This is a genomic window from Thermomonas sp. (assembly GCF_035369645.1).
In the GTDB taxonomy this organism is placed as follows: Bacteria; Pseudomonadota; Gammaproteobacteria; order Xanthomonadales; family Xanthomonadaceae; genus Thermomonas.
Genome location: NZ_DAOOUM010000004.1, coordinates 11,108 through 33,877, shown reverse-complemented (window position 1 = coordinate 33,877; position 22,770 = coordinate 11,108). Strand labels below are relative to the sequence as shown.

The window sequence follows — 22,770 nt, the reverse complement described above, 5'->3', positions numbered from 1 at the left end:
TGAAACCGTTGTGGGGCTTACGTTTCACGCTGGTGGCTCGGGACGGAATCGAACCGCCGACACGGGGATTTTCAATCCCCTGCTCTACCAACTGAGCTACCGAGCCATTGTGCGTGAGCCGCGCATGATACTGGGTGCTGCGCGGTTCGGCAAGTTACTTGCCAATTATTGTGAAGTTAGGGGCGTGGCGCTGGCTGGGGCACTGGCGGTGAGTAAGCCACGGTTGGGCTTGTGGTGTGGATGATGGGGGCATCCCAATTCGGAGATGTGCCATGAGGATGCTGTTGGTTGCGGCGGTGGTTGCGGCAGCGCTTTCTGCGTGCGCCAGCAACCGGGTCAGTGATAGTGATCGGCTGGCGTTGTATCTGTCGCATGCGGGGGCACCGGTGAAGCAGGTGCGTTATTTGCCGCCGATGAGCTGGGATCGTATCGATGACCAGCACGTGGTGTTGGAATTGCGTCCCAATGAAAGCTGGATGTTGCGGCTGGCTGGGCCGTGCTTGAGCTGGAGCAGCGGTTCGCCGTTTTTGAAGGTGGAAACACTGAACGGGATGACGCTGACCCCGTTTGACAAGGTGACCGTGCCGGGATCGCAGATCAGTTGCCAGATCCGGGAAATCCGCCCACTGGATGTCAAAGCGATTCGCGCAGGCATGAATGCGCTGCGCGATGGCGTGAAGGCTCAGGCTTCGGGCACATAACCGGCAGGTTTGTCGGCACCGCCGCCGAATAGGAACTTCAGCATTTCGGCTTCCAGAAAGGCGCGATGTTGCGGGTTCATAGGTGAGATGCGGTGTTCGTTGATCAGCATGGTTTGATGCGCCAACCAGCGTTGCCAAGCCGGCTTGCCGACATGATTGAACACGCGCTTGCCGGCGTCGCCAGGCCATGGGGGGAAGTCGAGGCCGTCGGTGTCGATGTCATCAACGCTGCAATGCACTTGGCGTGTCATGTGTTTGGCCTCATAAGTAGTTTACGAATGGGTGCGGGCAGGCCGATGCGGGTAAGCGCATCGCGCGTGACCCAGCGCAGGGTGTCATTATCACGCACACTGTTGCGTAAGCCGTTGACCTGCATTCGCTGCGGATGGATGTGCAGACGGAAGTGTGAAAACCCGTGCAGCAGGCTAGGCAGGGTGTGGGCATCGTCAACATCACCCTGTAGGTGTTGCTGGCACCAGTGGCGTGCGCTGTCGATGTCGTCGTGCTCGGGCAGTGACCACAGCGATGCCCAGATGCCGGTGGGTGGGCGTCGTTGCAGCAAGATGCGGCCAGCAGCATCTTCGATAATCAGCATATGCACTGCGCGCTGCGGAAGTGCTTTGCTGGGTTTGGGTGTGGGCAGTTGCAGGGTGCGTGCTTCACGGTACGCAACACAGACATCTTGCAGCGGGCATTGCGTGCACGCGGGTTGGCTGCGCGTGCACAAGGTGGCACCAAAATCCATTTGCGCCTGTGTCCAGTCGGCCAGGCGTGCCTTGGGCAACAAGGTGTCAGCAAGCAGCCAAAGTTTTTTTTCGATGGCGGCTGTGCCCGGCCAACCGGCGACGCCAAAAACCCGGCACAGCACGCGCTTGACGTTGCCGTCGAGGATGGGTGCGGTATCGCCCCATGCCTGCGACACAATCGCACCGGCGGTGCTGCGGCCAATACCGGGCAAGGCAGTCAGGGCGGCAAGGCTGCGCGGTAAGTCGCCGGCATGGTGTTGCACACACAGCTTGGCCGTGGCATGCAGGTTGCGGGCGCGGGCGTAATAGCCAAGGCCCGACCATAGCGCCAATACTTCGTCCTGTGGTGCGTTTGCCAGTGCAGGCACGTCCGGCAGTGCGGTGATGAAGCGTTGGAAGTAGCTGATGACCACGCTGACTTGCGTCTGTTGCAGCATGATTTCACTGAGCCAGACGCGGTATGGCGTGCGTGGATGCTGCCAGGGCAAATCGTGGCGGCCATGCTGGTCAAACCAAGTCAGCAGGCGTGAAGTGATATCGACGGTGGTCATTGTGTGCGGGTATCGTCGATTTCGATCTGCACACCGTCCAATGTTGCACCGGGAATTTGGATGCGTGGCGTGGTCAGGCTGCCGCTCAGTGGCGGCAATGGCGAGCCTTCGCTGGCATCCAACCAGGTCAAGACTTCAGGAAGCTGGAACTGTGCGCGGAAGATGGTGGCATCCCGGCGCAAGGTAAGTGTGGCCGCATCGGAAAATGCTGGCGCGCCTTGATAATCCAACACAAACGGGAGGGTGGACGACGACGCGGCCAATGGCATGGGCAAGGCCGGCCATGCCAAGGGCCAAGTGTCCAGTGCGCCATCCAGATGCAGGCGCAAACGCGCGCCCACCGACACGCTGCCACGGGCTTGCGCATTGGGGATCATGCCGCCGCCCCGCAATACCAGCGTGGCGGGCACAAAGCGCCACGCAGCGTTGTTGAACACCATCGGGGCATACACGCCCAGTTGAAATGGCAGATCGCTGCTGGCAGAAATATAGCGCGCCGCAATACCCAGTTTGGCCGGCCGCATCAGTGCTGAATCTTTGCCGATTTGCAGTGGGCCGGTGAGTGATACCTGCGCAGGTATGTGCCAGCCGCCGGCATCGACCAAGGTCAGCGTTCCGGCCCCGGAAACCGCGCTGGCTTGGCCCGCCAGCAAGTGATTGAGATGGGTGATAGTGAGGCGCAGATCGGCGGGAATTGATATTGGCGCGGCCAAGTAGCGGCCACGCACGCGGGCGTGCAGCGGCAGATTGAGGGCCAAGTTGGGAAGGTCGATGGCGACCCCATCGATGCGCCAATCGTCGTTGTCGATGCGGCCATCGCGAATGCGCAGGCCAGTGGTCAAGCTGGGGATGCGCGGCGCGGCGCTGGGCGGGCGTGTGGCCAGCCAACGTTGCAGGGCAGGAATGTCCAGCACCGGTGCATCTAATTCGATCCGTTGCAGAACAAGACTGGCACCGCGCGTGCGCAGTGTTTTCCATGGCAATGCGAGCAATAGCCGCCGTGCGCACAGTAACGGGACGGCATCGCCCGGGCGTTGCGCCACCACATCGTGCAACTGCAATTGCGGGGTGCCGCGCAGGCGGTAATCAAGTGTGCCGGCACGAATATCCAACCCCAATGCCGCACCGGCCTGACGCAGCAAAAACCGGCCTGCATACGGCGATTGCAGCCACCAGATCGCCACTGCAACAAGCACCAGCAAGACAAGCAGACGTCGCGGCCAGCGCCGCCGCCGCAGGGTGGGCGCTAACGCAGCGTCGTTCATCCGCCCAAGGCGTCGGGCAACAGCGCATCCACAAAGGCTTCGGCATCAAATACCCGCAAGTCTTGCGGGCGCTCGCCAATGCCGGCATAGCGAATGGGGATGCCAAACTCACGCGCCAGCGCAAACACCACGCCGCCTTTGGCGGTGCCATCCAATTTGGTGACAACCAGCCCTGTCACCTTAATTTTTTCGTTGAATTTGCGCACTTGGTTGATGGCGTTTTGACCAGTAGTGCCGTCGATCACCATCAACACTTCGTGCGGCGCTTCGGCATCAAGTTTGCGCAGCACGCGCGCCACTTTTGCCAGCTCATCCATCAACCCAGCTTGCGTATGCAGACGGCCGGCGGTATCGGCAATCAAGATCTCGGTGCCACGCGACTTGGCCGCTTGCAGTGCATCAAATGCCACCGACGCGGCATCCGCATTTTGCCCTTGCGCCACCACCGCCACGCCATTGCGCTCGCCCCAGCTTTGCAACTGCGCCACGGCGGCGGCACGGAAGGTGTCGCCGGCAGCCAGCATCAGGCTGCGGCCTTCATCTTTGAAGCGGTGCGCCAGTTTGCCAATGGTGGTGGTCTTGCCCACGCCATTCACGCCGATGGTGAGCAACACGAAGGGTTTTTTGGATAGATCGATATGCAGCGGTTTGGCGACCGGTTGCAGCAGCGCAATCAAGTCCTCGCGCAGGGCTTTCAGTAGCGCATTGGCATCCACAAACTCGCGTGCCTTCATGCGCTTGCGCAGCGATTCCACCAATTGCGTGCTGGCGGTCACGCCCACGTCGGCGGTGAGTAGGGCGGTTTCGATGTCGTCCAGCAGCGCGTCATCAAGTTTTGGGTTGCGCGAAAACAGCCCGGCAAACGTGCGCGCAAACGCACTGCCGCGCAAACGTTCGCGCCAACTGGGTTTGTCGGCGGGCACTGCCGGCGGTGGTGGGGGCGGGGCCGCCTCCGCCGTGGGTGTTGGTGGGTCGGGTTGCTTGCGGCGGAACCAGCTGACCATGAAGCCGTCGGAATATCGGAAAATGGCCGCCATGGTAGCACTCACCCCCCGGTCACTTTGATGAATACTCGCAGTGGTAAACCCGCCTTTGAGCGTGCAAGCAATGGGCCTACCGGCACGGTGCGCATCATTGGTGGGCATTGGCGCGGCACCCGTCTTTCGGTACCCCAGTCGCCGGGATTGCGGCCCACCTCCGACCGCGTGCGTGAGACTTTGTTCAATTGGTTGATGCCGGTGTTGCCGGGTGCGCGGGTATTGGATTTATTTGCCGGTAGCGGCGCTTTGGGCTTGGAAGCCGCCTCGCGCGGGGCCGGTGGTGTGCAATTGGTCGAAGCCGACCCGCAATTGGCACGCGCGCTGGCCGATACCGTGCAGCGATTGCAGGCGGGCGCGCAAGTGGCGGTGCATTGCGGTGATGCGCAGGCTTATCTGCGCGAACACCCCGAGGCGCGCTTCGATATTGCCTTCGTGGACCCGCCGTTTGCCGCCGGCTTATGGCCGCAGGTGCTGGCACTGTTGCCTGCGCGGATGGCTGCCGATGCATGGATATACCTTGAGTCCCCAGCCGAAATAACCCCGCAATTGCCGCCAGAATGGGTATTGCATCGCGAAAACCATACCCGCGAAGTGCGCTATGCCCTGTATCGCCGCGCTACAATCAGCGCATCATTGAGCCACGGAAGCGCAGCAACGACATGAGCGTGGCAACGCGCATTGCGGTTTATCCCGGCACGTTTGATCCGATCACCAATGGTCATCTGGATCTCGTGAGCCGGGCCGCCCCTTTGTTTGAAAAACTCATCGTGGGCGTGGCCGCCAGTCCTTCCAAAGGGCCCGCCCTGCCGCTGGCATTGCGTGTGCAATTGGCGCAGCAAGCGCTGGCGCGGCATCCCAATGTGGAGGTGCGCGGGTTTGATTCTTTGCTGGCGCATTTTGTGCGTGATATCGGTGCGGGAGTGCTGCTGCGCGGCCTGCGTGCGGTGTCTGATTTCGAATACGAATTTCAGATGGCCAGCATGAACCGCCACCTGATTCCCGAGGTCGAAACGCTGTTTTTGACCCCGGCCGAACAATACGGCTTCATTTCGTCGTCACTGGTGCGTGAAATTTCACGGCTGGGCGGCGATGTGTCCGGCTTCGTGCCCACTGCGGTTGTGGTGGCGCTAGAAGCACATCGACGAGGCAAAACATCATGAAACAATGGTGTTCACCTCGCCCATTTTGTCACTGCATTTTCAGGGGATTCCCATGCACATGTTGATTCGTTTGCTTGTCGTTGCCAGCCTAGTGTTGCCATTCACTGCCTGCAAGAAAGCCGAGGCCCCGAAGGTGGAAGCGCAGGCTGCAGTGCCGCTGCCCACCAGCAGTGAGCAAAAAGATTGGAAGCCCTATCTGGAATACAAATTGACCCCGCATATGGGCGGCATCACCAGTTCGCCGTTTGTGTACTTCCTGCCCAAGGCCGATGCCGAGGACTTCGACGGCAAGTACAAGCGTCAATTGGAAAAGCTTGAAGGCGACCTAGGTCGCGGTATCGTCGAGGGCAATATGCTGGTGTTTGCCTCGCCGGATTCCGAAAAAGAAGTTGAAATGATCGAAGCGGCCTTCAAGTCGGTTCCTGCCGGCAGCATGAAGGGCGTGAAAGTCGTGTTCATCGGTACCGGTGTGTTGGGTGAACGGGTCAAGGCGGCGGTGGAACCGGCAGGCACCGTTTATATCTTTGAAGAAGCCAAGTAAGTTTCTGCACGTGGCCACTCACGGTGGCCACGTGGTTGCGGCGGTGTCGTTGCTCGCACGCAACGCGGGCGTGGCAATGACGGTTTGAAATCATGTCGCTGAAAATCAACGAGCTCTGCGTCAACTGTGATGTTTGCGAGCCGGTTTGCCCGAATAAGGCAATCTCGATGGGGCCAGACATCTACATCATCGAAGCAAGCCTGTGTACCGAATGCGTCGGCCATTTCGATGAGCCGCAATGTGTTGCGGTCTGCCCGGTGGAGTGCATCGACCCCGACCCCGAACACCCCGAAACGCCACAGCAATTGCTGATCAAATTAGCTGGGCTGCAAGCGAAAGGAGCCACCCGATGAAGCGTTACGCTGCTGTTTCCCTGATCTTGCTGATGCCACTGTGGGCTGCCGCGCAATCGGCTCCCGTTCAAGGGCATCCACCTGCGGCGGCGGTGGCTTCGGCACATGCATTGGCCACGCGTGCCGGTATCGATGTCATCAAACAAGGGGGCAATGCGTTTGATGCAGCGGTGGCGGTATCGGCTGCGTTGTCGGTAGTCGAACCCATCAGCTCCGGGCTGGGTGGTGGTGGGTTGTGGCTGCTGCACGATGCAAAATCTGGGCGCGATGTGTTTGTGGATGCGCGCGAAACCTCGCCGGCTGCGGCAACACCAGACAAATTCCTGGACAAAAAAGGCAACCTGGATCCCAGCCGCTCAGAAAGCGGACCGTGGTCTGCGGGTATTCCCGGACTGCCTGCCATGCTGGTGCACGTTGCCGAGAAATACGGCAAGTTGCCGCTGCGTCAGTCGTTGGCACCGGCGATTGGCATCGCCCGCAATGGCTTCCCGGTGTATGCGCGAATGGCCGGTGGCTATCAGGCCAAACGTGCCGAAATGGAACGTTTCCCGGGCACGCGCGCGGTATTTTCACCGGGTGGCAAACCCATCCAAGAGGGGGATGTGTTCCGCCAGCCGGATCTGGCCAAGACGTTGGAATTGCTGGCCAAGCAGGGCTTCGATGGGTTTTATCGCGGCAGCGTGGCAAAAAAACTGGTGGCCGGCGTCAACACGCAAGGCGGGCAGTGGACGTTGGATGAGCTGGCCAGCTACCGCGTAAAAGAACGCGACCCCATTCGTTTCCGCTACCACGATTGGGATATCACCACCGCACCGCCGGTGTCTTCTGGCGGCATTGCGTTGGCGCAGATGCTGCAAATATTGGCGCCCTATGACCTCAAGGCGATGCCGGAGGCGCAGCGTGTGCACTTGGTGGTGGAGTCGATGCGGCGTGCCTACCGCGATCGCACGTTTTATTTGGGGGATCCGGATTTTGTCAAAGTGCCGCAAAAATTGCTGACCAGTGACGATTATGCCGCCGGCTTGCGCGCTTCGATCAACCCCGACAAAGCCACCCCCAGCAACTTGCTGTCGGGTGCGCCCACGCCACTGGAAGACGAAGAAACCACGCATTTTTCCATCATCGATGCCGATGGCAACCGCGTGGCGGCAACCCAGACGGTCAACTTGCTGTACGGCTCGGGTTTGATCCCACCCGGCACAGGAGTGCTGCTGAATGACGAGATGGATGATTTCGCGCTTAAACCCGGCACACCCAATGCATTTGGGGTGATGGGTTACGAGGCCAATGCGCCCAAGCCGGGCAAGCGCATGCTCAGCTCGATGACGCCCACCTTCATGGAATCCAAAGACAAGGTGGCCGTGCTGGGCACCCCCGGCGGCAGCCGCATCATCACCATGGTGCTGTTGGGGATTTTGGGCTATGACGATGGCTTGACCGCACAGCAAGTGGCAGACCTGCCGCGCTATCACCACCAGTGGTTGCCAGATGCCATTGATGCCGAGCCGGGGGCGATTTCAGCTGCCGCAGCCAAGCAATTACAAGCGATGGGGCATGCCGTGGAGTTGCCGCCGGCCGAGGCCAAAGGTGGGCGTGGTTCCAGCTACGTGTGGGGCAATTTGCAAACGGTGGAATGGGACCGCCGCAGTAATATCGTGCGGGTGGGCAGTGATGCACGCAATGCAGTCGGGGTGGGTGAAGTCTTGCCGCAGCCTTGACGGTGGCGGCGTACACTTCGCGCATGAAACTTTGGTCGATCCTCGGTAATTCGCAAAAGCTCGACGGCGGCGCAATGTTTGGCAACGCGCCGCGTGCCCTATGGGAGCGTTGGGTAGCGGTGGATGCGCACAACCGCATCGACTTGGCCTGTCGTGCCTTGTTGGCATCGCCACTCAACGGTAAAACCGTGCTGTTTGAAACCGGCATCGGCGCATTTTTCGAGCCTGCACTGCGTGAGCGTTACGGCGTGGTGGAAGACCGCCATGTGTTGCTGGATTCGTTGGCAGCGGCCGGGTTTCAGCACGAAGATATCGATGTGGTGGTGCTGTCGCATCTGCATTTTGATCACGCCGGTGGCTTGCTGGCACCGTGGGCAGAAGGGCGCGCGCCGCAGTTGTTGTTTCCCAACGCCACCTTCGTGGTGAGCCAGGCGCACTGGCAGCGCGCACTGCATCCGCACCCACGCGACCGCGCCAGCTTTATTCCCGAATTGCCCACGCTGCTGCAAGCCAGCGGGCGCTTGGAATTGGTCGAGGGCGCGCACGCGCAGGCATTGGGTGATGCCGTGCGGTTTGCTTACAGCGATGGGCATACCCCCGGGTTAATGCTGGCCGAAATCGTGGGGCCAGAGCGCGTGGGTGGCGATGCGCATGGTGGCGTGGTGTTCTGTGCCGACTTGATTCCGGGCCGGCCATGGGTGCATGTGCCGATCACCATGGGCTACGACCGCTGTGCAGAAACCTTGATCGACGAAAAACGCGCGTTTTTGGAAGACAAGTTGGCGCGCAATGTGCATCTGTTCTTCACCCACGATGCCGGCTGCGCGCTGGCACAAGTGGTTCGGGATGAAAAAGGACGGTTTGGCACGGCGCAGGAACACGTGATGTTGCTGGCGCGGGGGTTGGCGGCTTGACCTCAGATAGTCTGATTTTCCGACTAATCTTTGGAGGGATGTCTGATAGAACCCACTCCGGCTTGAAGACATGCTGTGTGCATGAACGTCGGCGAAGTCTTAAGGCGATTACGTGAAGATGGGTGGGTACTTGTGGCCATACGTGGCAGCCATCGACAATATCGGCATCCGGATAAACCCGGGCGAGTCACCGTTGCAGGGAAACCCAGCGATGATTTGGCACCCGGAGCGCTCAACAGTATCCTCAAGCAAGCTGGAATGAAGAGGTGAGTGCCGTGCGTTACGCCATTGTCATCGAACAGGCCGCAGGGAATTTCTCGGCCTATGTCCCGGATTTGCCAGGTTGTATCGCAGCTGGGGAAACATTGAAAGCGGTGGAAGCCAATTTACGTGCAGCCATTGCCTTCCATCTGGAGGGTTTGCGCGAGGAGGGTTTGCCTGTGCCAATCCCGGTCAGCCAAGTCAATTATCTGGATATTGCCGCCTAATCAATCCACCGGTGTGCCGAATAGCCGATCCCCGGCATCGCCCAGACCGGGCAGGATGTAAGCGTTCTCGTCCAGCCGCTGGTCGATGGCGGCCACGTACACCTCGATATCCGGATGGGCGGCTTCCAACGCACGCAAGCCCTCTGGTGCTGCGACTAGGAACAGGCATTTGACGTGTTGGCAACCGGCGGCCTTGAGCATGTCGATTGCCGCCAGCGCACTGCCGCCGGTGGCTAGCATCGGGTCGATCAGCATCGCGGTGCGTGCGGCCATGTTGTCGGCCAGCCGCTCGTAATAGGTTTCCGGTTGATGCGTGGTTTCGTTGCGACGCAGGCCGATCACGCTAACCGCGGCGGATGGCAACATCGCCTGCACGCCGGGCAGAAAGCCTAGGCCTGCGCGCAGAATTGGCACCAAGGTGACCTTCTCGCTGCGGACGTGTGCAACGTCCAGCGGCCCGGCCCAGGTCGGCACGCTGCGGGTTTCCACCGGCATATCACGGGTGGCTTCATACGCCAGCATTGCGGCGATTTCGCCGGCCAACTGGCGGAACAGGACTGGGTCGGTGCCGATGTCGCGCAGCTTGCCGAGCTTGTGGCGGATCAGCGGGTGTTGCACTTCAATGATCTGCATGGCGGCGCTCCAAATGCACGACAAGTGTGCCGTATCTTAGGTTGCCACGACACACAAAAGCCGGCATTCAGCCGGCTTTTGGAGAGCGCATACGTGCTGAGTGTGGGTCAAGCAGCGGCGGCTTGTTCCATGCGCGGCCCTTCCAGGATGGCGCGCTTGACCATCGCAACGATCAGCTTGAGCTCGGCCTCGTCGATGGCAAACTGCGGGGTGAAGCGCAGTGAGTTTTCACCGCCATGGATCACGCCCACACCGTGTTCGCGCATCCATTCTTCGGTAGACCCGGCACCATAGCCCTTGAATTGCTTGGTCAGCTCGCACGAGAACAACAGCCCGGTGCCCTGCACCTTGGTGATCGGGCCATTCAACTCTGCCTGCAGTGCTTCCAGCAGGGCCACGGCGTCGCGGCCGCGCTGCTGGATATTGCTGCGCAGCGCCGGGGTTAGTGAAGCCAGCACGGTGCAGGCCACATCCAGCGCACGCGGGTTGGCGGTCATGGTGTTGCCGTACAGGCCGCGCTTGTAGATGGCGGCGGTGGCAGCCGTCACCGCCAGTACCGACAGCGGGTATTGGCCGGCATTGAGCGCCTTGGAATAGGTTTCCATGTCCGGTGCTTGCGCGTGTTCAAAGCCGGGGTAATCGACGATGGACAGATAGCCGGTGGCGCGCAGGCCGGCTTGGATCGAGTCCACCAGCAGCAGGCTGTTATGGCTCTGGGTCAGCTCGCGGGCCAAGTTGTAGAACGCCACCGGTACGCTGCGGCCGGGGTCGCCTTCACCCATCACCGGTTCCAGGAACATCGCTTCGATAAACCAGCCATTGACATCGGCCTCGGCAAATACCTTGCGCAGCGCGTCCATGTCGTAGGGCGCAACGGTAAGCACGCTGTCCTCGCCGCGGAAGCTGGCCAGATGCTGGAGATAGGTTTTGCGCGAGGAATCGGAATACAGCGCGGGGCGTTCGGTGCGGCCATGGAACGCGCCTTTCACCACCACCCGTTTGATGGTCTTGCCGGCGTGGCGGGCACCCGGATCGGTCTGGGTTTTGGCGTTGGCATCCACGATTCGCGAGGCCAGCGATACCGACTCGGAGCCCGAGTTCAAGCACATGAACGCGGCGTAGGGGCAGCCGTTACGGGTCTGCCCGATTTCTTTGCGCATGGCATTGGCAAAGCGCAGCTGCGCGACATGTGGGGTCATGATGTTGGCCATCGTCTGCGGCTTGGCCATCGCCGCAAGCACTGCCGCAGGTGCGTGGCCCAAGCCCAGCATGCCGTAGCCGCCGGTGTCATACAGCACCGCACCTTTCAGGGTGACGATCCACGGCCCGCGTGCGCACAGCGCCACATACGGGTTGGTGGCATCGGCTGCGTAAAAATTGATGAAGCCGGCCTGCACCTGTTGCGCCTGCGCATTTTCGTCCAGCGCCAGCAGTGCAGGAAATTCCTGTTGAAGCTGCGCATATTCGTCAGCGGCGGCATGGATGGCATCCACCAGCTGCGGGTCGCGTGTTGCGAAGTCGAGCAGGGTGGCGTCATCCAGACCGGTGGTGCGGGCGTGGCCGTGGGCGCGCAGCGGGGCGAGGGTGTCGAGTAGGCTCATGCAAGGGTCTCCATCGGGGCGCCAGAGTAGGGAAATACAACGCCAAGCCTCACATTATGGCGGGTTCGCCGTCATTCGGTAGGGTGAATTAGACTTGAACGACGGACATTTTGGGCGAATTGCCGGTACAATTTTTCGATATGAGAATTTCACCCGCCGACGAGCTATTGCTTTCGATCCTGCGCGAGGATGCCCGCGCCGCCACCGCCGACATCGCGCGGCGGCTGGGGTTATCGCGGACCACCGTGCAAAACCGGATTACCCGGCTGGAGCAGTCGGGGGTCATTCGTGGTTACACGGTGCGCGTGGAGGACGAGCTGGAGCGCAGCCGCATCCGCGCGCACATCATGATCACCCTGCGGCCCAAACAAATGACGGCGGTCGTCAAAGCCCTGCAAGCAATGCACGAAGTCCGCGTGCTGTATTCGGTCAGTGGCGGGCATGACCTAATCGCGCTGGCGGTCACTGCCAATGTGGGCGAGATGGATGTGCTGACCGACCGCATCGGCGCGATCGACGGGGTCGAGCGCACCAATAGTTCGATCATCTTGTCCACCAAGTTCGAACGCTGAAGCCACAGCAGGCTCGGACTACAATGTGCGGTTCCCTTGTCGTTGTTGACCGCCTTGAAGAAGTCCGATTTCCATTTTGACTTGCCGCCCGAGCTGATCGCTCAGGAACCGTTGCCGCAGCGTTCGGCCAGTCGCTTGTTGCATGTGCCTCCCGCAAGCGCAGCCTTTGTCGATATGCAGGTCCGCGATTTGCCCAGCTTGCTGCGTGCCGGCGATCTATTGGTATTCAACGACACCCGGGTGATCCCGGCGCGTTTGTTTGGCAACAAAGCCAGCGGCGGGCGGGTGGAGTTTTTGATCGAGCGTTTGCTGGCAGGGAATGAAGCGCGCGCACAATTGGGCGTCAGCAAACCACCACAGATTGGCAGCCGCATCAGCTTGGATGCCGGCGGCGAAGCCGAAGTGCTGGAACGTTGCGAAAGCGGCTTCTGGCGGCTGCGCTTTCATGTGGATGAATCCCTGGAGAATTGGTTACAACACGCCGGGCGAATGCCGCTGCCGCCGTACATCCAGCGCGAACCCGGCGCCGACGATGCCGAGCGCTACCAAACCGTGTTTGCCCGTGAAATTGGCGCGGTGGCCGCACCCACGGCGGGCCTGCATTTTGATGATGGCCTGCTTGCCAGCCTGCGCGAGCGCGGCGTGCAGTTTGGTCACGTCACCTTGCACGTGGGCGCGGGCACCTTTCAGCCGATGCGGGTGGAGGACATCCACCAGCACAAAATGCATAGCGAGTGGATCAACGTCGGTGCCGAATTGGTGCAGCAAGTTCGCCATACCCGCACCAATGGCGGGCGCGTGATCGCGGTGGGCACCACGGTCTTGCGCGCGCTGGAAAGCGCCATGGTGGATGGCGAGCTGCAACCCTTCGCCGGCGATACCAGTATCTTTATTTTCCCCGGCTACAAGATTCATTCGGTGGATGCCTTGATGACCAATTTCCACCTACCCGAAAGCACTTTGTTGATGCTGGTGTCGGCGTTTGCCGGCAAGGACAAAATTTTCGCCGCGTATGCACACGCAGTGCAGGAACGCTATCGCTTCTTCAGCTATGGCGATGCGATGTTGTTGTGGCCGCAGGAGGCGTGCGCATGAGTCGCATGCAATTTGAGTTGCTCAACACCGACGGTGCCGCGCGCCGTGGCCGCATCCGCTTCCCACGCGGGGTCATCGAAACCCCGGCGTTCATGCCGGTGGGCACCTATGGCTCGGTCAAGGGTGTGCTGCCGCCGCAGATCGAAGACCTGGGCGCACAGATTATTTTGGGCAATACGTTTCACTTGTTTTTGCGCCCCGGGTTGGACGTGATCGAGGCGCACGGCGGCCTGCACGGCTTTGCACGCTGGAACAAACCCATCCTCACCGACTCCGGTGGTTTTCAGGTGTTCTCGCTAGCGCATCGGCGCAAAATTACGGAAGAAGGCGTGACCTTCGCCGCGCCCACCGATGGCCGCAAGGTGTTCCTGGGCCCCGAGGAGTCGATGCACATCCAGAAGGTGCTGGGCAGCGACATCGTGATGATATTTGATGAATGTCCGCCGGTGAACGACAAGCACGGCCAGCCGGTGCATCGGCGGGTGGTCGAAAAATCCATGCAACTGTCACTGCGCTGGGCCGAACGCAGCAAGCGCGCGCATGCGGGCAACGACGCGGCGCTGTTTGGCATCGTACAGGGCGGTGTGCATCACGATCTGCGCACGCAATCGGCCGAGGGACTGCAAGCCATTGGTTTCGATGGCTATGCCATTGGTGGCTTGGCGGTGGGCGAAACCGAGGCCGAGCGCAACGCCATGCTGGAGCACACCGCGCCGCAACTGCCACAAGACCGCCCGCGCTATTTGATGGGCGTGGGCCGGCCCCAAGATTTGGTGGAAGCGGTGGCGCGTGGGGTGGATATGTTTGACTGTGTGATGCCCACCCGCAATGCCCGCAATGGTCACTTCTTCACCACCAGCGGGGTCATCCGCGTGCGCAATGCGCAGTACGAGCACGACCTGCGGCCGATTGAAGAAGGTTGCGACTGCGTGGCATGTGCTGGTGGCTATTCGCGCAGCTACCTGCGTCATTTGGATCGCTGCAATGAAATGCTGGCACCGATGCTGGGCACCTTGCATAACCTGCGCTACTACCAGCGGTTGATGGCGCAGATGCGGGACGCGATTGCTAACGGAACTTTTACGCAGTTTCGTGAGTCTTTTTACGCAGCCCGCCAAGCCTGACGTGGCTTTATTCCCCTTTGGCGAGGGGAGAGGCAAGCCATGGCATAATCCCCGGCTGGCCTAGGCCCGCCCTTTGTATGACTGACCCGGATTTGTGATGAACCCGCTTGATTCCCTGCTTGACCTGATCGTCCCCGTTGCCCACGCCCAAGCTGCCGCGCCGGCCGCAGCTCCCGGAGGCATGCTGTCCACCCTGCTGTTCCCGGTCATCCTGATCGCGATCATGTATTTCCTGATGATCCGCCCGCAGATGAAGCGTCAAAAAGAACACCGCGCCATGCTGGACAAGCTGGCCAAGGGCGATGAAGTCATCACCAGTGGCGGCGTGGCTGGCACCGTGGTGGGGCTGGGTGAAAACTTCATCACCGTGGAAGTGGCCAGCGGCGTGCAATTGAAGCTGCAACGCGGTGCCATCACCAGCGTGTTGCCCAAAGGCACCTTGAAGTCGGCTTGATTCATTCCTCGTTAGAACCCCAAGACCTGACGCCGCAGCGGCGTCAAGCAGGATCCTGCAATGCTTGAATTTCCACGCTGGAAGTATGTCCTCATCCTCCTGATTTTGGCGGTTAGCGTGTTGTTTGCGCTGCCCAATAAATACCAGAAGGATCCCTCCATCCAGATCACTGCGAATCGTGGTGCGCAGCTTGATGCCGCATTGACATCCAAGGTTGTGGCGATGCTGGACAGCGCCCACCTCAAACCCAAGGCTATTGCCAAAGAAGGCGATAACTTGGTGGTGCGGATGGCATCGCTGGATGACCAGACCCGCGCCAATGACCTGATCCGCGAACAAGTGGGCGAAAACTACACGGTGGCGTTGAATCTGGCCTCCACCGTGCCGGCATGGCTGACCAAACTGGGCGGCAAGCCGATGGTGCTGGGTCTGGACTTAGTGGGCGGTGTGCACTTTGCGATGCAGGTGGACAAAAAAGCGGCGGTGGATAAGCGCTTTGATGCGTATGCCGACGACATCCGCACCAGCTTGCGCGATGCACGGGTGGCTTATCGCTCGGTGGAGCGTAATAGCACCAACACCTTACGGGTGGTGCTCAATAATCCAGCCGATGCCGACAAGGCGCACGCGGCTTTGGCCAAGGCGCAGTCCACACTGACATATACCGATGATGCCGCCGGCATTTTGGCGACCGTGCCGCAGGCGGAAATGCAGCAAATCGCCTCCAGTGCGATCGAGCAAAACCTGACCACCTTGCGCAACCGCGTCAACGAATTGGGCGTGGCCGAGCCCATCATCCAACGCCAAGGCGAAGACCGCATCGTGGTCGAGCTGCCCGGCGTGCAAGACACTGCCGAAGCCAAGCGCATGATCGGCGCGACCGCCACGCTGGAATATCGCGCGGTGGTGGACGGCAATGCCGCCGAGGCCGAGCGCACCGGCCGTATTCCGCCCGAAGCCAAGTTGTATCGTGACCGCGCCGGTCGCCCGGTATTGCTGAATAAGCGTGTCATTGCCACCGGCGACCAGATGGTCACTGCCAGCGCCACCACCGACCAGAACGGCCTGCCTGCGGTCAGCGTCACCCTGAACGGCGTCGGCGGCCAACGCATGTTCGACTTCACCAGCGGCAACGTCGGCAAGCCGATGGCGGTGGTGTATACCGAGCGTATTCCGCAGGTAACCATGGTCGATGGTAAGGAAGTGCGCAGCTTCAAAGTCAAAGAAGAAGTGATTTCTGTCGCCAATATCAGTGGTGTGTTTGGCAAGCAATTCCAGACCACCGGGCTAGAACGCACCGAGGCCGAAAACCTGTCCAAACTGCTGCGCGCCGGCTCACTGGCCGCACCGATGGACTTCGTCGAGGAATACGTGATTGGCCCCAGCTTGGGTGCCGAAAACGTGGCACGCGGGATCAAGGCGGTGGTGTTCTCATTCCTGTTCACGCTGGTGTTCTTCGGCATTTACTACCGCATGTTTGGTTTGATCACCTCGGTGGCGTTGTTGTTCAACCTGCTGATCGTGGTGGCGGTGATGTCGATGTTCGGTGCCACCATGACCTTGCCGGGCTTTGCCGGTTTGGCGTTGTCGGTGGGTTTGTCGGTGGATGCCAACGTGCTGATCAACGAACGCATCCGCGAAGAATTACGGTTGGGGCTGCCGGCCAAATCGGCGATTGCTGAAGGTTACGAGCGCGCCTCGCACACCATCATGGACGCCAACTTGACTGGCTTGATCGTAGGTGTAGCGCTGTACGCCTTTGGTACCGGGCCGCTGAAAGGCTTTGCCTTGACCATGATCATCGGCATCTTTGCTTCGATGTTTACTGCAATCACCGTGTCGCGTGCGCTGGCCAGCCTGATCTATGGCCGTCGCAAGAAGCTCACCTCTGTGGCGATCTGACCGGGATAGGGACTACTGAATGAAACTGTTTCCGCTACACCTCATCCCCAACGACACCACCATCGACTTCATGCGTCATCGCCGCCCAGTGCTGGCGTTGATGCTGGTGTTGTTGGTGGCATCCATCGCTATCATCGGCCTCAAGGGCTTCAACTACGCGTTGGAGTTCACCGGCGGCACCATGGTGCGCACCCATTTCGCCCAGCCGATCCATGTGGAAGATGTGCGTGACCGCCTGAGCAAGGCCGGCATCCACAACGCACAAGTGCAAAGCGTGGGTGGCGGCAATGATGTGATGATTCGCCTGCAGCCAGACGCCGAACACAATAACGCCGCCGATGCTGCACAAAAGGTTTCTGCGCAAGTGTTGGCTGCGGTGAACACGACGGCTAACCCGGCGACCGTGCAGCCGGGTGAGTTCGTGGGGCCGCAGGTGGGCCGCGATCTGGCAATGAACGGTGTGTATGCCACCTTGTTCATGCTGGTGGGGTTCTTGATCTACATCGCTGCGCGTTTTGAATGGAAGTTCGCGATGGTGGCCATCATCACCGCGTTCTTCGATCTGATTCTGACGATTGCCTACATGTCGATGCTGGGCCGCGAGTTTGACTTGACCGTGCTGGCCGGCATGTTGTCGGTGATGGGTTTTGCGATCAACGACATCATCGTGGTGTTTGACCGCGTGCGCGAAAACTTCCGCAGCCTGCGGGTGGATTCATTGGAAGTGCTGAACCGCTCGATCAACCAAACCTTGTCACGCACGATCATTACTGCGGTGATGTTTTTCCTGTCGGCAATGGCGTTGTATATGTATGGCGGCGAGTCAATGGAAGGCTTGGCCGAAACCCATATGATCGGTGCCGTTATCGTGGTGGTGTCGTCAGTGATCGTGGCGGTGCCGATGCTGACCATCGGGCCGTTCAAGGTCTCCAAGCAGGACTTGATGCCAAAAGCCAAAGATCACGCCGAGCTGGCACGACGGCCGTAAGCGGTGCTGCAGTGAGGCACAAAAAACCCGCGCAGCTGCGCGGGTTTTTTGTGGGTCAAATCGAAAGCAATCGGTTATGTGCAGGCCGCAGCAAACCCTGACTGCATAATCACTTTCTGCAATTCGGCAGACAATTTCTGATTGCCGGCCAACAAGGCGCGGCCATGAATGCCGCGGGTGTCCATCGGGCCTGTGGCGGCACCTTTGAAATCACTGACGCGGCCACCGGCTTCGCGTACCAGCAGTACGCCGGCGGCGATGTCCCACGGCTTCACCCCTGTTTCAAAATAACCATCGCTACGCCCACAGGCCACATAGGCCAAGTCCAGCGCGGCCGAGCCGGTGCGGCGGATATCCTCGATGCTGCGTAGCAATTCACGCACGCATTCCAGCTGCGCTGGCGCGCGTTCGCGTTCACGCGGAGGGAAGCCGGTCGCTAGCATCGCGCCGTTCAAGTCCTTGCGCTCAGACACGCGGATGCGACGATCGTTGAGCACAGCACCGCTGCCCTTGCTGGCGGTAAATAGTTCATTGCGCAGGGGATCAAAGATTACGGCGTGCTGTGGCTCGCCGTTTTCGACCAAGGCGATCGACACGCACCAATGCGGGAAGCCGTGTAGGTAATTGCTGGTGCCATCGAGTGGGTCGATGACGAACAACGCGCCGCCTTTTTTGCCCTGCACGCCGCCTTCTTCGCCCATGAACGCGGCATCGGGGTAGGCGCGGCGCAGCTCCTTGATGACGGCTTGTTCGGCTTGCTCGTCCACTTCGCTGGCGTAATCCAACCGATCCTTTTCGATCACATTGATCGCATCCAATCGATTCATGTTTCGCAACAACACCCCTCCCGCAGCGCGGGCGGCCTTGACCATGACAGTGACGACGGGTTTTTGCATGGTAAAGCGCCTCGCGGGTCTGAGGTGGATGGGCAACGGCGGAAAAGAGCATTCCGACGCACAGGTCGGTGCGCAAAGTTTACCATTTACACATGAATGAACTGCATGCCTTGACCTTATCGTCCGCCGAACAGCTGCGCATCGTGCTGGTGGGCACCCAGCACCCCGGCAATATCGGCGCGGCCGCGCGGGCGATGAAAACCATGGGGTTATCGAAGTTGGTGCTGGTGGCCCCTGAGAAAGCCCCAGATCGCGATACCCATGCGATGGCGGCAGGGGCCGATGATCTCATCGAAGCTGCGCCTGTGTGTGCCAGCCTTGCTGAGGCGGTGGCCGATTGCTGCTGGGTGCTGGGGGCCACCGCGCGCAGCCGGCGCATCCAGCTGGAACCACTGCACCCACGTGATGCCGCGCAGCGTGCTGTCCTTGCGGCCACTAGCGGGCCAGTGGCGCTGGTGTTTGGGCGCGAGCGCACCGGCTTGAATAATGACGAATTGCAACTGTGTCACGCGGCAGTGCATATCCCGTCCGACCCGGCGTTTAGCTCGCTCAATCTGGCAGCGGCAGTGCAAGTGCTCAGCTATGAGTTGCGCTGTGCCTTGCTCGGGGAGGTGATGGCGGCACCGCGTGATGTGCGCACTCAGCCCCCAAGTGCGGGTGTGGCCGCGCATGCCGAACTGGAGGGGTTGTTTGCGCAACTGGCTGATACTTTGGAGCAGATCGACTTTCATAAAGGCCGCGCGCCGGAGTCGGCTATGCGCAAGTTGCGGCGGTTATATCTGCGTGCCAATCTGGATAGCGCCGATGTGCGGCTATTGCGCGGCGTGCTGGCGGACACCCAGCGGATGGCCAAGATTGCGGGCGAGGCTACCACGGACAAAAAAATCGGGTAGCCTCAGACAACTTCAGGTTGCAGATTACGCCTCATTCCATGCGCCGCTTGCTCCCCGCATTGCTTTGCCTGTGCTGCCTACTGGCATGGCCTCCTATAGTGCATGCGCAGCCGTTGCCCACACAGGAAGACGATGGTGTGTTGGTATTGGGACGGGTCAGTGATGACCCCAAGGCCCATTACGATCAACTCAAGCCGCTGCTGGATTATGTGATTCCGCGAATGGCCTCGGTGGGGATTCGTAGTGGGCGCATCTTGATGGCCAAAGACCCACAACAAATGGCCAGTTATCTGCGTCGTGGCCGGGTGGATTGGATCAACGAGACCTCTGGCAATGCCGCCATCTTCGAGCAACGCGGGGTGGCGCATGCGTTCTTGATTACCGAGCGCGAAGGTGCGGTGCGCTACCACACGGTGTTCTTCGTGCGGCGTGATAGCCCGATCACGACATTGAAAGATCTGGCGGGGCATAGCATCGCGTTCCAGAGCCCGTATTCGACCAGCGCCTATTTCCTGCCTGCGGCCAAATTGCTGAATGCAGGCATGGCCCTGGAATTACTACTGTCGCCCATGGACAAGCCCGCACCGGATCGGGTGGGGTATGTGTTCGCGCGCACCGAGTTGAACATCACCACGTGGGTACATAAACGATTGGTGGATGTGGGGGTGCTGAGTAATCTGGACTGGGTTAATCCGACACGGATGCCGCCCACCTTTGCTCAGGATTTTCGTGTGATTGACCGCACCCAGGATGTTCCGCGTGCCTTGATGCTAACCCGCACCGGCTTGAGCCCGAAGGTGCAGGCACAACTGCAAACCGTATTACTAGAGGCATCGCGCGACCCTGAGGCCGGCGAGGCCTTGCGCAGGTTCTTGGGTACGGCGCATTTTTTACCCATCAGTGATGCCGACAAGCAACGATTGCAACAACTAGGGCAGGATGTGCGCCGGGTCAACACGGAGGTTGAATGAAGCGTTCCTGGCTGAGTCTGCAGGCGCGATTCCAGATCGTGATACTGGCGGTACTGGCCTTGTTGCTACTGCTCACCGCGTTGCTATGGCATAGCTTGCAGGTGATTCAAAACGATGTCATCGACATCACCAGACAGAGCACCCACAGCCTATTGGAAGAGCAGTTGCGCAGTAGTGGAGAGGCGCAGGCCAGCCAGCTTGCGGATGCCTTGAGCAACCCGCTGTATTACTTCGATTTGGATGCCGTAGGTACGCTTGCACGCGGTGCCTTGCGTGCGCCGGACGTGGAATATGTGCTGGTGTATGACGCGCAGGGGCGCATCTTGCACGATGGTTCTGGCGATATCGCAGCGTTTGGCAAGCCCATGAATGATGCATTGGCCCCCGAGATCATGGCGGCAAGTGGCTCGCATACACGGATGTTGGCGGACACGCTGGATGTGTCCGCGCCCATCCGGATTGGTGACGAAACATTGGGAGGGGTACGGATTGGATATTCGCTTGCGCGTTCCAGCCATGCAGAAGCACAAACACTGAGCGCGCTGCACAACCAATTTGATGCAGTAAACCAACGCAGCCTGCATTGGCTATTGATACTGTGCGCGGTACTGGCGGTGTTTGCGTTACTGGGGGCGATGTTGCTGCAGCGACTGCTGGTGCGGCCACTCAACCTGTTGGGTGATGCCATCCGCCAGACCGAGGCCGGGGATTTTTCATCACCGATTCCGGAAAGTCGCCGCGCCGATGAGATTGGCGACTTGATCCGTGCTGTGGGCCGCATGCGTGAAAGCTTGAACCGGCACGACCGCGAAATTCGGCGTGTGGCCTACAGTGATGCGCTGACTGGGATGGCCAACCGGCTGGCGTTCCGCGAGTCCTTGGAGAGCCGCCTGCGTGCATTGCAGGGTATGGGGCAGCAGTTGGCACTGCTGTTTGCGGATCTAGATGACTTCAAACGCATCAACGATACCCTCGGCCATGAGGCGGGTGACGAGGTGCTACAACAGGTGGCACTGCGGATCGAACAGGCCGTGCAGACACTGGTGGGCGTGGATGTCTTGGTGGCGCGTTTTGGTGGTGACGAATTTGTCTTGTTGCTGCAACTGGACGATGCTGGCGTGGATGCCAGCGTGCGCGACAAGGCCATCCAACTGGCCGAAGCACTGGTGCGCAACTTGAGTGAGACGATGCTGCTGCATGGGCGGCAAGTTTTGCTGGGGGTTTCGGTAGGGGTGGCGATATTCCCCGAGGATGCGGTCAGTGTTTCCAGCCTGTTGAAAAATGGCGACATCGCGATGTACCAAGCCAAGGTGGCCGGCAAGAACTGCTATCGGTTTTACAGCCAAGCGATGGATCAGGCGGTGGAGCGGCGCGTGCGCATGGAACACGACCTGCGCGGTGCGTGGGAGCGTGGTGAGCTTAGCTTGGTATACCAGCCTATCTATCGCACCCGTGATCATGTACTGGTGGGAGCGGAGTCGTTATTGCGTTGGAATCACCCGGAAGACGGTGCCATCGCGCCCTCGTTGTTCATCGATGTCGCCGAGCAGTGCGGCTTGATCGAACAAATAGGGGCGCAAGTATTGCTGCACGCCTGCCAAGAAGCGGCTGGCTGGCAGGTGCCGGAAGGTGCGGGCGAGCCGCCCTTCATTTCCGTGAATGTTTCGGCGCGGCAGTTACGTAGTGGCGATCTGATTCAGCAAGTGGCCGATGCCCTGGAACTAAGCGGCTTGGCCGCTGAGCGTCTGCATTTGGAATTGACCGAGACAGCGGTGATCAGTGATGAGCTGCACGCCACTGAGTTGCTAGGCCAATTGCGGCAGTTGGGAGTACGGGTGTGGCTGGATGACTTTGGCACCGGCTTTTCTAGCCTCAGCCATTTGCGGAGGGTGCAGGTGGATGGCTTGAAGATTGATCGCAGTTTTATCTCGGACTTGCTGCGTGACCCGGATGATCTGGTGCTGACCAGCGCCATCATTGCGATGGCACATTCGATGGGGGTGGTGGTGGTGGCTGAAGGCGTGGAGCGTCAGGGGCAGTTTGATTTGCTGCGTGAACGCGATTGTGATTTGGTACAAGGGTTTTGGCTGGGCTATCCATTGGAAGCGCCGCAGTTTGTTGATCTGCTGCACTGAACGAGGTAGCAGCGTTGGTGAGGTGATTT

24 protein-coding genes, 1 tRNA gene and 1 pseudogene are annotated in these 22,770 nt (G+C 60.1%); 18 read left to right on the top strand and 8 right to left on the bottom strand.

The window, feature by feature from the left end:
- Positions 1–30: 30 nt before the first annotated feature.
- A tRNA-Phe gene (locus PK789_RS01525) sits at positions 31–106 on the bottom strand.
- Positions 107–272: 166 nt separating this feature from the next.
- On the opposite strand from PK789_RS01525, the gene PK789_RS01520 reads away from it, so the two are divergent.
- Positions 273–701 carry a DUF6491 family protein gene (locus PK789_RS01520; RefSeq protein ID WP_324306564.1) on the top strand — a complete coding sequence of 143 codons (429 nt, stop codon included), beginning with the start codon at positions 273–275 and terminating at the stop codon, positions 699–701.
- On the opposite strand, the gene PK789_RS01515 is transcribed toward PK789_RS01520, so the two are convergent.
- The 4 genes and pseudogenes from PK789_RS01515 to ftsY form a co-directional block, all read right to left on the bottom strand.
- On the bottom strand, positions 683–952 hold the full coding sequence (locus PK789_RS01515) for an oxidative damage protection protein (RefSeq protein ID WP_324306563.1): 270 nt from the start codon (positions 950–952) through the stop codon (positions 683–685). The genes PK789_RS01520 and PK789_RS01515 overlap by 19 nt on opposite strands.
- On the bottom strand, positions 949–1,998 hold the full coding sequence (gene mutY, locus PK789_RS01510) for an A/G-specific adenine glycosylase (RefSeq protein ID WP_324306562.1): 1,050 nt from the start codon (positions 1,996–1,998) through the stop codon (positions 949–951). The genes PK789_RS01515 and mutY overlap by 4 nt, the downstream gene beginning before the upstream one ends.
- Positions 1,995–3,263 (bottom strand): hypothetical protein, encoded by a 1,269-nt coding sequence (locus PK789_RS01505; RefSeq protein ID WP_324306561.1) that lies wholly within the window; start codon positions 3,261–3,263, stop codon positions 1,995–1,997. The genes mutY and PK789_RS01505 overlap by 4 nt, the downstream gene beginning before the upstream one ends.
- Positions 3,260–4,192 (bottom strand): annotated as a pseudogene (gene ftsY, locus PK789_RS01500) (signal recognition particle-docking protein FtsY); the annotation flags it as partial. The pseudogene ftsY and the gene PK789_RS01505, both read right to left, overlap by 4 nt.
- A gap of 135 nt (positions 4,193–4,327) precedes the next feature.
- Between ftsY and rsmD the strand changes: the two are divergent.
- The 8 genes from rsmD (at position 4,328) to PK789_RS01460 (ending at position 9,477) form a co-directional block, all read left to right on the top strand.
- Positions 4,328–4,966, top strand: a complete 639-nt coding sequence (rsmD, locus tag PK789_RS01495; RefSeq protein WP_324306560.1) for a 16S rRNA (guanine(966)-N(2))-methyltransferase RsmD — start codon at positions 4,328–4,330, stop codon at positions 4,964–4,966.
- Positions 4,963–5,463 carry a pantetheine-phosphate adenylyltransferase gene (gene coaD, locus PK789_RS01490; RefSeq protein WP_324306559.1) on the top strand — a complete coding sequence of 167 codons (501 nt, stop codon included), beginning with the start codon at positions 4,963–4,965 and terminating at the stop codon, positions 5,461–5,463. The genes rsmD and coaD overlap by 4 nt, the downstream gene beginning before the upstream one ends.
- Before the next feature lie 52 nt (positions 5,464–5,515).
- Positions 5,516–6,004 (top strand): hypothetical protein, encoded by a 489-nt coding sequence (locus PK789_RS01485; RefSeq protein ID WP_324306558.1) that lies wholly within the window; start codon positions 5,516–5,518, stop codon positions 6,002–6,004.
- A 92-nt stretch (positions 6,005–6,096) separates the two neighbouring features.
- Positions 6,097–6,357 (top strand): YfhL family 4Fe-4S dicluster ferredoxin, encoded by a 261-nt coding sequence (locus tag PK789_RS01480; protein ID WP_324306557.1) that lies wholly within the window; start codon positions 6,097–6,099, stop codon positions 6,355–6,357.
- Positions 6,354–8,075: a gamma-glutamyltransferase gene (ggt, locus tag PK789_RS01475; protein WP_503011864.1), complete on the top strand. Its 1,722-nt coding sequence runs from the start codon at positions 6,354–6,356 to the stop codon at positions 8,073–8,075. Before PK789_RS01480 ends, ggt begins: the two co-directional genes overlap by 4 nt.
- A 23-nt stretch (positions 8,076–8,098) precedes the next feature.
- Positions 8,099–8,989 carry an MBL fold metallo-hydrolase gene (locus PK789_RS01470; RefSeq protein ID WP_324306556.1) on the top strand — a complete coding sequence of 297 codons (891 nt, stop codon included), beginning with the start codon at positions 8,099–8,101 and terminating at the stop codon, positions 8,987–8,989.
- Between the two features lie 81 nt (positions 8,990–9,070).
- The gene (locus PK789_RS01465; protein WP_324306555.1) at positions 9,071–9,259 is read left to right on the top strand and encodes a type II toxin-antitoxin system HicA family toxin; all 189 of its coding nucleotides are present in this window, start codon (positions 9,071–9,073) and stop codon (positions 9,257–9,259) included.
- Positions 9,256–9,477: a type II toxin-antitoxin system HicB family antitoxin gene (locus PK789_RS01460; RefSeq protein WP_324306554.1), complete on the top strand. Its 222-nt coding sequence runs from the start codon at positions 9,256–9,258 to the stop codon at positions 9,475–9,477. Before PK789_RS01465 ends, PK789_RS01460 begins: the two co-directional genes overlap by 4 nt.
- On the opposite strand, the gene upp is transcribed toward PK789_RS01460, so the two are convergent.
- Both upp and PK789_RS01450 read right to left on the bottom strand, forming a co-directional pair.
- Positions 9,478–10,110 carry a uracil phosphoribosyltransferase gene (upp, locus tag PK789_RS01455; RefSeq protein ID WP_324306553.1) on the bottom strand — a complete coding sequence of 211 codons (633 nt, stop codon included), beginning with the start codon at positions 10,108–10,110 and terminating at the stop codon, positions 9,478–9,480.
- Positions 10,111–10,217: 107 nt separating this feature from the next.
- A complete protein-coding gene (locus PK789_RS01450; protein ID WP_324306552.1) occupies positions 10,218–11,711 on the bottom strand; it encodes an aminotransferase class III-fold pyridoxal phosphate-dependent enzyme in 1,494 nt (497 codons plus the stop codon).
- Between the two features lie 140 nt (positions 11,712–11,851).
- Here PK789_RS01450 and PK789_RS01445 point away from each other — a divergent pair, with 140 nt between their 5' ends.
- The 6 genes from PK789_RS01445 (at position 11,852) to secF (ending at position 17,846) form a co-directional block, all read left to right on the top strand.
- A complete protein-coding gene (locus PK789_RS01445) occupies positions 11,852–12,283 on the top strand; it encodes an Lrp/AsnC family transcriptional regulator (RefSeq protein WP_324306551.1) in 432 nt (143 codons plus the stop codon).
- A 54-nt stretch (positions 12,284–12,337) separates the two neighbouring features.
- A complete protein-coding gene (gene queA / locus PK789_RS01440) occupies positions 12,338–13,378 on the top strand; it encodes a tRNA preQ1(34) S-adenosylmethionine ribosyltransferase-isomerase QueA (RefSeq protein ID WP_324306591.1) in 1,041 nt (346 codons plus the stop codon).
- A complete protein-coding gene (tgt, locus tag PK789_RS01435; RefSeq protein WP_324306550.1) occupies positions 13,375–14,502 on the top strand; it encodes a tRNA guanosine(34) transglycosylase Tgt in 1,128 nt (375 codons plus the stop codon). The genes queA and tgt overlap by 4 nt, the downstream gene beginning before the upstream one ends.
- 97 nt (positions 14,503–14,599) lie before the next feature.
- The gene (gene yajC, locus PK789_RS01430) at positions 14,600–14,956 is read left to right on the top strand and encodes a preprotein translocase subunit YajC (protein WP_324306549.1); all 357 of its coding nucleotides are present in this window, start codon (positions 14,600–14,602) and stop codon (positions 14,954–14,956) included.
- 60 nt (positions 14,957–15,016) lie between these two features.
- Positions 15,017–16,858, top strand: coding sequence for a protein translocase subunit SecD (secD, locus tag PK789_RS01425; RefSeq protein ID WP_324306548.1), 1,842 nt, complete (start codon positions 15,017–15,019; stop codon positions 16,856–16,858).
- Between the two features lie 19 nt (positions 16,859–16,877).
- Positions 16,878–17,846: a protein translocase subunit SecF gene (gene secF / locus PK789_RS01420; protein ID WP_324306547.1), complete on the top strand. Its 969-nt coding sequence runs from the start codon at positions 16,878–16,880 to the stop codon at positions 17,844–17,846.
- Between the two features lie 74 nt (positions 17,847–17,920).
- Here secF and PK789_RS01415 read toward each other — a convergent pair whose 3' ends face one another.
- Complete coding sequence (locus PK789_RS01415; protein ID WP_324306546.1) at positions 17,921–18,742, bottom strand: inositol monophosphatase family protein; 822 nt, start codon at positions 18,740–18,742, stop codon at positions 17,921–17,923.
- A gap of 92 nt (positions 18,743–18,834) precedes the next feature.
- Here PK789_RS01415 and PK789_RS01410 point away from each other — a divergent pair, with 92 nt between their 5' ends.
- The 3 genes from PK789_RS01410 to PK789_RS01400 are packed head-to-tail and all read left to right on the top strand — an operon-like array spanning position 18,835 to position 22,741.
- Positions 18,835–19,635 carry an RNA methyltransferase gene (locus tag PK789_RS01410; RefSeq protein WP_324306545.1) on the top strand — a complete coding sequence of 267 codons (801 nt, stop codon included), beginning with the start codon at positions 18,835–18,837 and terminating at the stop codon, positions 19,633–19,635.
- Between the two features lie 38 nt (positions 19,636–19,673).
- The gene (locus tag PK789_RS01405) at positions 19,674–20,606 is read left to right on the top strand and encodes a phosphate/phosphite/phosphonate ABC transporter substrate-binding protein (RefSeq protein WP_484417001.1); all 933 of its coding nucleotides are present in this window, start codon (positions 19,674–19,676) and stop codon (positions 20,604–20,606) included.
- On the top strand, positions 20,603–22,741 hold the full coding sequence (locus PK789_RS01400) for a putative bifunctional diguanylate cyclase/phosphodiesterase (RefSeq protein ID WP_324306543.1): 2,139 nt from the start codon (positions 20,603–20,605) through the stop codon (positions 22,739–22,741). Before PK789_RS01405 ends, PK789_RS01400 begins: the two co-directional genes overlap by 4 nt.
- Positions 22,742–22,770: the final 29 nt, after the last annotated feature.

Excerpts from the sequence above, each read along its gene's own strand:
- PK789_RS01520 (WP_324306564.1), top strand. The coding sequence starts at position 273 with ATGAGGATGCTGTTGGTTGCGGCGGTGGTTGCGGCAGCGCTTTCTGCG.
- PK789_RS01515 (WP_324306563.1), bottom strand. The coding sequence starts at position 952 with ATGACACGCCAAGTGCATTGCAGCGTTGATGACATCGACACCGACGGC.
- mutY (WP_324306562.1), bottom strand. The coding sequence starts at position 1,998 with ATGACCACCGTCGATATCACTTCACGCCTGCTGACTTGGTTTGACCAG.
- PK789_RS01505 (WP_324306561.1), bottom strand. The coding sequence starts at position 3,263 with ATGAACGACGCTGCGTTAGCGCCCACCCTGCGGCGGCGGCGCTGGCCG.
- rsmD (WP_324306560.1), top strand. The coding sequence starts at position 4,328 with ATGAATACTCGCAGTGGTAAACCCGCCTTTGAGCGTGCAAGCAATGGG.
- coaD (WP_324306559.1), top strand. The coding sequence starts at position 4,963 with ATGAGCGTGGCAACGCGCATTGCGGTTTATCCCGGCACGTTTGATCCG.
- PK789_RS01485 (WP_324306558.1), top strand. The coding sequence starts at position 5,516 with ATGCACATGTTGATTCGTTTGCTTGTCGTTGCCAGCCTAGTGTTGCCA.
- PK789_RS01480 (WP_324306557.1), top strand. The coding sequence starts at position 6,097 with ATGTCGCTGAAAATCAACGAGCTCTGCGTCAACTGTGATGTTTGCGAG.
- ggt (WP_503011864.1), top strand. The coding sequence starts at position 6,354 with ATGAAGCGTTACGCTGCTGTTTCCCTGATCTTGCTGATGCCACTGTGG.
- PK789_RS01470 (WP_324306556.1), top strand. The coding sequence starts at position 8,099 with ATGAAACTTTGGTCGATCCTCGGTAATTCGCAAAAGCTCGACGGCGGC.
- PK789_RS01465 (WP_324306555.1), top strand. The coding sequence starts at position 9,071 with ATGAACGTCGGCGAAGTCTTAAGGCGATTACGTGAAGATGGGTGGGTA.
- upp (WP_324306553.1), bottom strand. The coding sequence starts at position 10,110 with ATGCAGATCATTGAAGTGCAACACCCGCTGATCCGCCACAAGCTCGGC.
- PK789_RS01450 (WP_324306552.1), bottom strand. The coding sequence starts at position 11,711 with ATGAGCCTACTCGACACCCTCGCCCCGCTGCGCGCCCACGGCCACGCC.
- PK789_RS01445 (WP_324306551.1), top strand. The coding sequence starts at position 11,852 with ATGAGAATTTCACCCGCCGACGAGCTATTGCTTTCGATCCTGCGCGAG.
- tgt (WP_324306550.1), top strand. The coding sequence starts at position 13,375 with ATGAGTCGCATGCAATTTGAGTTGCTCAACACCGACGGTGCCGCGCGC.
- yajC (WP_324306549.1), top strand. The coding sequence starts at position 14,600 with ATGAACCCGCTTGATTCCCTGCTTGACCTGATCGTCCCCGTTGCCCAC.
- secD (WP_324306548.1), top strand. The coding sequence starts at position 15,017 with ATGCTTGAATTTCCACGCTGGAAGTATGTCCTCATCCTCCTGATTTTG.
- secF (WP_324306547.1), top strand. The coding sequence starts at position 16,878 with ATGAAACTGTTTCCGCTACACCTCATCCCCAACGACACCACCATCGAC.
- PK789_RS01415 (WP_324306546.1), bottom strand. The coding sequence starts at position 18,742 with ATGCAAAAACCCGTCGTCACTGTCATGGTCAAGGCCGCCCGCGCTGCG.
- PK789_RS01410 (WP_324306545.1), top strand. The coding sequence starts at position 18,835 with ATGAATGAACTGCATGCCTTGACCTTATCGTCCGCCGAACAGCTGCGC.
- PK789_RS01405 (WP_484417001.1), top strand. The coding sequence starts at position 19,674 with ATGCGCCGCTTGCTCCCCGCATTGCTTTGCCTGTGCTGCCTACTGGCA.
- PK789_RS01400 (WP_324306543.1), top strand. The coding sequence starts at position 20,603 with ATGAAGCGTTCCTGGCTGAGTCTGCAGGCGCGATTCCAGATCGTGATA.